4 protein-coding genes are annotated in these 7,311 nt (G+C 69.5%); 3 read left to right on the plus strand and 1 reads right to left on the minus strand.

What is annotated here, in order from left to right:
- The 3 genes from E1298_RS41510 to E1298_RS41520 all read left to right on the plus strand — a co-directional run.
- The coding region (locus tag E1298_RS41510; protein ID WP_131902873.1) for a transglycosylase domain-containing protein at positions 1 to 2,301 on the plus strand (2,301 nt) is incomplete at its 5' end.
- Positions 2,302 to 2,899: 598 nt separating this feature from the next.
- Positions 2,900 to 5,092, plus strand: coding sequence for a transglycosylase domain-containing protein (locus tag E1298_RS41515; protein ID WP_243726160.1), 2,193 nt, complete (start codon positions 2,900 to 2,902; stop codon positions 5,090 to 5,092).
- Between the two features lie 164 nt (positions 5,093 to 5,256).
- A complete protein-coding gene (locus E1298_RS41520; protein ID WP_243726161.1) occupies positions 5,257 to 6,693 on the plus strand; it encodes a glycosyltransferase family 87 protein in 1,437 nt (478 codons plus the stop codon).
- Positions 6,694 to 6,851: 158 nt separating this feature from the next.
- Here the strand turns inward: E1298_RS41520 and E1298_RS41525 are convergent.
- The coding region (locus E1298_RS41525) for a hypothetical protein (protein WP_131902875.1) at positions 6,852 to 7,311 on the minus strand (460 nt) is incomplete at its 5' end.

Below are 7,311 nucleotides of genomic sequence, written 5' to 3' on the forward strand. Positions count from 1 at the left end.
GGGCCGGGAAAGCGGAGCCTGGCCGATCACCTGCGGTCCCGGGGGACGGGATGGCGGCGGTTCGTCCCGTCCTGGAAGGTGGTGGCCGGTGTCACCGCGCTGTCGTGCGTCAGCCTCTTCACGCTGACCTGGGTCGCCTACGCGAACACGCCGACGCCCGCCGAGCCCACGGTCGCGGGCGTCGAGGACCAGGCTTCGATCTTCTACTACACCGACGGCACCGAGATCGGCCGGATCGGGAAGAAGCGGCAGAGCGTCGAGCTGCGCCAGGTCCCGGCGGTCGTCCAGGACGCGGTGCTGGCGGCGGAGAACCGGAGCTTCCGCACGGACCCGGGATTCTCGGTCAAGGGCACCTCGCGCGCGGTGTGGCGGAACCTGACCGGCGGGTCGGGCGGCGGCTCCACCATCACGCAGCAGCTCGCGAAGAACTACTACTCCGATCCGAACAACCGGACGATGAGCCGGAAGTTCAGGGAGCTGTTCATCTCGCTGAAGCTGGAGGACAAGCGCTCCAAGGACGAGATCCTCAAGCTCTACCTGAACACCATCTACTTCGGCCGCGACACCTACGGCATCCAGGCGGCGTCCCGGGAGTACTTCGGAAAGGACGTCTGGAAGCTCTCCCCGGACCAGGCGGCCGTCCTCGGCGGGATCATCCAGAACCCGAACCGGGACCCGGGCGAGAAGGCGAACCGGGCGTGGCTGACGGCGCGGTACCAGTACACGCTCAAGGGCCTCGTCTCGATGAACAAGCTCAGCAAGGCCGACGCCGAGCGGTACATGGCGAAGGTGCCCAGGATCAATGAGGCGGGCACCGGGAACCAGCTCTACGGCGGCCAGCGCGGCTACATGCTGATGCGCGCCAAGGAGGAGCTGCGCCGCCTGGGCATCGACAACAAGGAGCTGACGACCAAGGGCCTGCGGGTCTACACGACGTTCGACCGCAAGAAGATGGCCGACGCCAAGGAGGCGGCGGAGCACACCGTCCCGCAGGTACGGCCGGCCAAGCTCGCGAAGAAGAAGATCCGCGTGGGCCTGGTGTCGGTGAACACCGCGAACGGCGAGGTCGTCGCGTTCTACGGCGGTCCGAACTACCTCACGCAGGCGTTCGACAACGTGTGGTCGGGCTCGGCGCAGGCAGGATCGGCGATGAAGCCGTACGTCCTCGCGACGGCGCTCAAGCAGAACTACAGCCTGAAGAGCCTCGTCGAGGGACGGTCGATGACGCCGATCGACCCCAACGGCAACGTGGTCCCGAAGGGCAGCCAGAACGCCACCGTCGTCCCGAACGGCCACAACGCCGGCCCGGCGATCAACCTCGTCAAGGCGACGCAGGACTCGATCAACACCGCGTTCATCCAGCTGATGGGCAAGGTCGGCATCCAAGAGGTGATCAAGACCGAGACGGACGCGGGGATCGCGCCCGACCTGCTCAAGCCGCACAACTGCTGCCTGAACCTCGCCCTCGGCGTCAACAACATCCGTCCGATCGAGCAGGCGGCGGGGTACGCGACGTTCGCCAACGGCGGGGTATACCACAAGCCGCACGTGATCCGTACTGTCAAGATGACCGACAACAAGACGGTGCGGCTGAAGCCGAAGTACGAGAGCCACCGCGTCTTCGACGGGAAGGTCGCGGCGGACGCCACGTACGCGATGCAGCAGGTGATCAGGGGCGGGACGGCGACGGCGGCGGCGCTGCCGGACGGACGGCCCGCGGCGGGCAAGACCGGCACCACCGACCGCAATGTCGCGACGTGGTTCGTCGGGTACGTGCCGCAGATCTCGACCGCGGTCACGATGTACAACGACGCGGCCGGTCCGGACGGGAAGAAGAAGTCGCTGATCCTGGACGGCATCGGCGAGGTCCAGGGCGGGACGATCCCGGCCCGCATCTGGCGGCACTACATGACGGAGGCGACCCGGGGCATGAGCCCGGAGGCGTTCCCGCCGCCGGTCTGGGGCGGCCTCGTGCAGCAGTGGGCCAAGCCGCCGCCGCCCAAGAAGAAGAAGGACGACGACGGCAGGCCGCCGTGGTGCGATGGTCCGATCGGCCAGTACGACCCGCGGTGCCAGGACGATGACGATGACCCTGGCCAGGGCGACAAGCCGCCGTGCCAGTCGCCGTTCCCGGACGGGAACTGCGATCCGAACAAGCCGCCGAGCAACCCTCCGCCTCGGTGGTGGTGCAGCGTCCACCGGGGCGACCCCGCCTGCCGGGGCATGGGGAACGGCGGCGGACGGTGGCCCAGAGTCGAGGGCATGACACCGCTGCTGCCGCTCACGAGGCCGCCCGAATGAATCGGGCGATCCCGGGCGGAGCCCGATGTGACATGAAGCATGTTCGCGATTCGCCGCATCCAGAGCCAGCGCGTTCGTCCCTCACGAAGCCCGCGGACCTTGCTCCTCAGGCCCCCGCGCCTCCCCCTGCGCAGTACGCTCGGACGACGCACAGCCGTACCCCAGTTGATGAGGTCGCGTGAGTAACCCAAGCCGATACGGACCGGAATACGGAGAGAGCCCGGGCAGGAGGGGCTCGCCTCGCCCCGCCGGCTCCGGCATGCCCGCCGGCGCGCAGCGCGGAGCCCCGGCGGGCCCGCCGACGCCCGGCCGGGCACCCCGCCCCGGCGCCAGACCGGCGGGACGCGGCGCACCTCCCCCGCGCACGGCCCCACCGGGCGCACGCCGCCGAGGCACCGGCACGGCCGTGCGTTCAGGGCCCGGCGGGCCCGGTGGCCCAGGTGGACCCGGCGGCCCGGGAGGTCCCGGTGGCCGTGGCGGTCCGGGCGGCCCCGGAGGGCCAGGCGGTCCCGGCGGCGGTGGCAGAGGACGGCGGGGCAAGCGCGCCGACAAGCCGCAGAAGACCGGCTGGCGGCGGTACGTCCCGTCCTGGAAGATCGTGCTCGCCGTCTTCACGGTCGGCCTGCTCGGCCTCGCGACGCTGGTCGTCGTCGCCTACATGAACACCCCGATCCCGAGCGCGGCCCAGCAGGACGCGGTCAAGCAGGAGTCGGTGTTCTCCTACAGCGACGGTTCGCCGCTGGCCCGGATGGGCATGCACCGGGAGAGCCTCCCGCTCAGCAAGATCCCGAAGCACGTGCAGGACGCGGTGCTCGCCGCGGAGGACCGTAACTTCTGGCATGAGCCGGGCATCTCGCCGACCGGTGTCACCCGCGCGCTGTTCAAGACGGCGACCGGCGGCGACGTCCAGGGCGGTTCGACGATCACCCAGCAGCTCGCCCGGAACTACTGGCAGGGCCTGAGCCAGGACCGCAGCATCAGCCGCAAGCTCAAGGAGATCCTGATCTCCGTCCGGGCCGGCGAGGAGATGGACAAAAAGGAGATCCTCGGCCTCTACCTCAACACCGTCTACTTCGGGCGCGCGTCGTACGGCATCCAGGCGGCCTCCCGCGCCTACTTCCACAAGCCCGTCAACCAGATCAACGAGTCGCAGGCGGCGGTGCTCGCCGCGATGATCCAGCGCCCGAACTACTTCCGCTCCTACGGGCCGGACTCCAACCCTGCCAAGAAGGCCCTCATCTTCCGCTGGAACTACGTCCTGGACGGGATGGCGAAGGAGGGCTGGCTCGACCCGACCAAGCGGGCGGCGGCGAAGTTCCCGAGGACGTACAAGGAGTGGAGCGACATCAAGGGCGGTCCCCAGGCGGGCTACCTCCAGGAACGCGTCATGAGCGAGCTTGAGACGCTCGGCGTCGACCGGCAGATGGTGGATAGCGGCGGCCTGCGGATCAAGACGACGTTCAACAAGCAGCTTCAGGACTACACCGGCACGGTGGTCAGCCAGATCAAGAAGCAGTACAACCTCGGCAAGGACATCCGCTTCGGGCTCACGGCGATCGACCCGAAGACCGGTGGTGTCGTGGCCGCCTACGGCGGTACCAACTACGAGACGCAGCAGTTCGACGACTCCTTCCAGGGCAACGTGCAGCCGGGCTCGTCGTTCAAGCCGATCGTGCTGGCCACGGCGCTCGACCAGGGCGTCAGCCTGCAGACTCCGATGGACGGCAGTTACCGCCGGGTCATCGCCGGGACGCCGTTCACCAACGACAGCCGCGGCGAGAACGGCGTCTACACCCTCAAGGAGATGACGGCCCAGTCGATCAACACGGCCTACGTCGACCTCGGCCAGAAGGTCGGGCTCGACAAGGTCGCCGACATGGCGGTCAAGATGGGCATCCCCGAGCGCACCCCGAACCTCAAGAACAACTACACCAGCCTCCCGCTCGGTGTCATCGACACGACCTCGGTCACGATGGCGTCGGTGTACTCGACGTTCGCCGCGGAGGGGCAGCACCGTCCGGCGCATGTGATCGCCGAGATCACCGACAAGGACGGGAAGCCCATCAAGAACAACAAGGGGAAGCTCATCAAGAAGCGCCCCTTCGAGAAGTCCGAGCGGGTCTTCTCGGAGGGCGTCGCCCGGGACGCCACGTCCGCGATGCGGGCCGTGGTCACGACCGGTACCGGTAAGCGGGCGAACCTGGGCGCCCGTCCGGTCGCGGGTAAGACCGGTACCACCGACCAGAACAAGTCCGCCTGGTTCGTCGGCTACACCCCGGAGCTCTCCACGTCGGTGGCGATGTGGCGGCAGAAGGGCGAGAACCGGCAGTCGCTCATCGGCGTCGGCGGCTACAACCAGGTCTACGGTGGTACGGTCCCGGCCGACCTGTTCAAGCAGTTCATGCTGAAGGCGCTGGAAGGCAAGGAGATCACGCCGTTCGGCGCGCCCGTCAACGGCGGCCAGATCGCGCCATGGGCGGTGGCGAAGCCGACGCCGAAGCCGTCCACCTCGCCGACCCCGAAGAACACGCCGACCTGCACTCCCGACGGCGGGCAGCAGAACGGTGGCCAGCGGAACGGCGCCAGGCCGTGCGTGTCGTCGAGTCCGGACCCGTCGACGCCGCCGACGAGCCAGCCGCCGAGCAAGGTGCCCTGCAACCAGTTCAACATGCCGCCCGGGTGCGATCCTGACATCCCGCCGCCCGGATTTCCCGACTGGTGGTGCCAGCGGGGTCACATGGACAACCCCGGCTGCAAGGAAGAGGAGCCGAGGCCCCCGAACGGCCGCTGAGGCCGCCAGGGAAGCCCTTCGGCTCTCCCGGCCACCCGGCGTACCGCATGACGGCCCGGAGCCCACGACGGCTCCGGGCCGTTCCGGTCGGGACGTTCCTGGGCGGTTGAGCCGTTCCGGTCGTGCGGACCCGCTCGCGACAGGCGACCAATAGTCTGCTGTCCATGTCGTCGTCTTCTGAGAGGCTCGATATGTCCGCCGCCGGCACCGGCAGCGATGGTGCGGAGGGACGCGGGCGGCTGGCTCCGCTGGGGCCGGTCCTGGCGGGCGTCACGGCCCTGATGTGCCTGCTCGGCTGGCTGCAGAAGCAGCCGTGCGCGACGGTGAAGTTCGACTTCATCAAGACGACGACGCGGGCCTGCTACACCGACGTGTACCCGCTCTACTACGTGCGCGGGCTGAACGACGGCAAGGTCCCGTACTTCGACTCCCTCACCGGCTCCGACATCCACTACGTCGAGTACCCGGTGCTGAGCGGCGGCTTCATGCAGCTGGTCGCCTGGCTCGTCCGGCCGTTCGGCGTGGACGCGCGCGGGCTCGCGTTCTACAACGTCACCGTCCTGATGCTGGCGCTCCTGGCGATCGTGGCGGTCCTGGCGACGGCGTACGCGGCGGGACGGCACTCGCTGCGAACCGGCCTGATGGTGGCGCTGTCCCCGGCGCTGCTGCTCACCGCCTACATCAACTGGGACCTGCTCGCGGTCGCGCTGTCGGCGCTCGCCCTCGCGGCCTGGTCGCGCCGCCGTCCCGGCCTGGCGGGCGCGATGCTGGGGCTGGCGATCGCGGCGAAGTTCTACCCGCTGCTGTTCCTCGGCCCGCTCGTCCTCCTGTGCGTCCGGACGGGGCAGTGGCGCGCCATGCGACGGGTGCTCGCGGGGACGGCCGCCGCGTGGCTGCTGGTCAACCTGCCCGTGATGATCTTCGCGTGGGACGGCTGGAAGGAGTTCTACACCTTCAGCCAGAAGCGCGGCATCGACTGGGGCTCGATCTTCTTCTACCTCCAGGACCGCGGGGTGACGGGCCTGGACGACACCGACCGGCTCAACACGCTCGGCACGGGCACGTTCCTCGTCCTCGCGGCCGGGATCGCCGTCCTGGCCCTGGCGGCTCCGCGTCGACCGCGGCTGCCGCAGCTGATGTTCCTCGTCCTGGTCGCGTTCATGCTGCCGAACAAGGTCTGGTCGCCCCAGTACGTGCTGTGGCTGCTGCCCCTCGCGGCGCTGGCGCGTCCGAAACTGCCGGCGTTCGTGGTCTGGCAGCTCGGCGAGATCGCCTACTTCTTCGGCATCTGGTGGTTCCTGCTGTCGGTGTCGAGCCAGGTCCAGGGCGCCGATCTGTCCGCCACCGTGTCGGCGCTGCTGAACTTCGAGGCACCCGACGGCGGCATCAGCCAGGACGTCTACTCGCTGGCGATGCTGGCGCGGTTCCTGACCGTCCTGGCGCTGGCGCTCCTGGTGGTGTGGGACATCCTGCGCCCGTCCGGCGACCTGTCCCGGGCGGACGGCGCGGACGATCCCGCCGGCGGCGTGCTGGACGGCGCGGAAGACGTGATCTCACTGCGCCGCTGGCGCCGTCCCCGCCACTCCGTCCCCGTCACCTGACCCCGACGAGGTCCTGCGCTGCGCTCAGGACGGTCCCGCGTGCAGCCTCCTCCGCCTGGAACTCCGCCACCAAGAGCGCGCACGGGGAGAGCGCGCACGGGGAGAGCGCGCACGGGAAGAGCGCGCACGGCAGGCACCGTACGCGCTCTTGCGTGTGGCTAGGCGACCCGGCCGGGGTCGTCCACCGTGGGCGTGCCGCCTTCACGGTGGGCGCGCCGGACGTCCTTGACATACTCGCGGGAGAACATCGCGGACAGGATGGCGATCCCGCCGCGGTGCACGCGGATCTCGCCGTGCCGGACCTCGCCGGTGATCCGGATCCGCCGGCCCTCGCCGTCCGTCCCCGTCCAGTCCTTGACGCGGCCGCGTCCGGTGTAGCGCAGGTCCCAGTGGTCGATCCGTGCGTCCTCGGGCACGAGGAGCTTGACCATCGAGTGGTCGAGGTCCACCTCGACCTCGATGTCGCCGTCCGCGATCCGCGACGAGCGCAGGTCGAGCACGGCCATGCCGCGTCGGGCGCGCACCTCGAACGCGCGGGAGTCCGTCCAGTGGCCGAGCTTCTTGACGGAGCCGTAGTGGACCTGGACGCGGACGGGGGTCGACGTGGCGGGGGTGGTG

The organism is Actinomadura rubrisoli (assembly GCF_004349215.1).
GTDB lineage: Bacteria > Actinomycetota > Actinomycetes > Streptosporangiales > Streptosporangiaceae > Spirillospora > Spirillospora rubrisoli.

What these genes read in the sequence shown, in the direction of transcription:
- E1298_RS41520 (WP_243726161.1), top strand. Translation starts at nt 5,257, where the DNA reads ATGTCGTCGTCTTCTGAGAGGCTCGATATGTCCGCCGCCGGCACCGGC.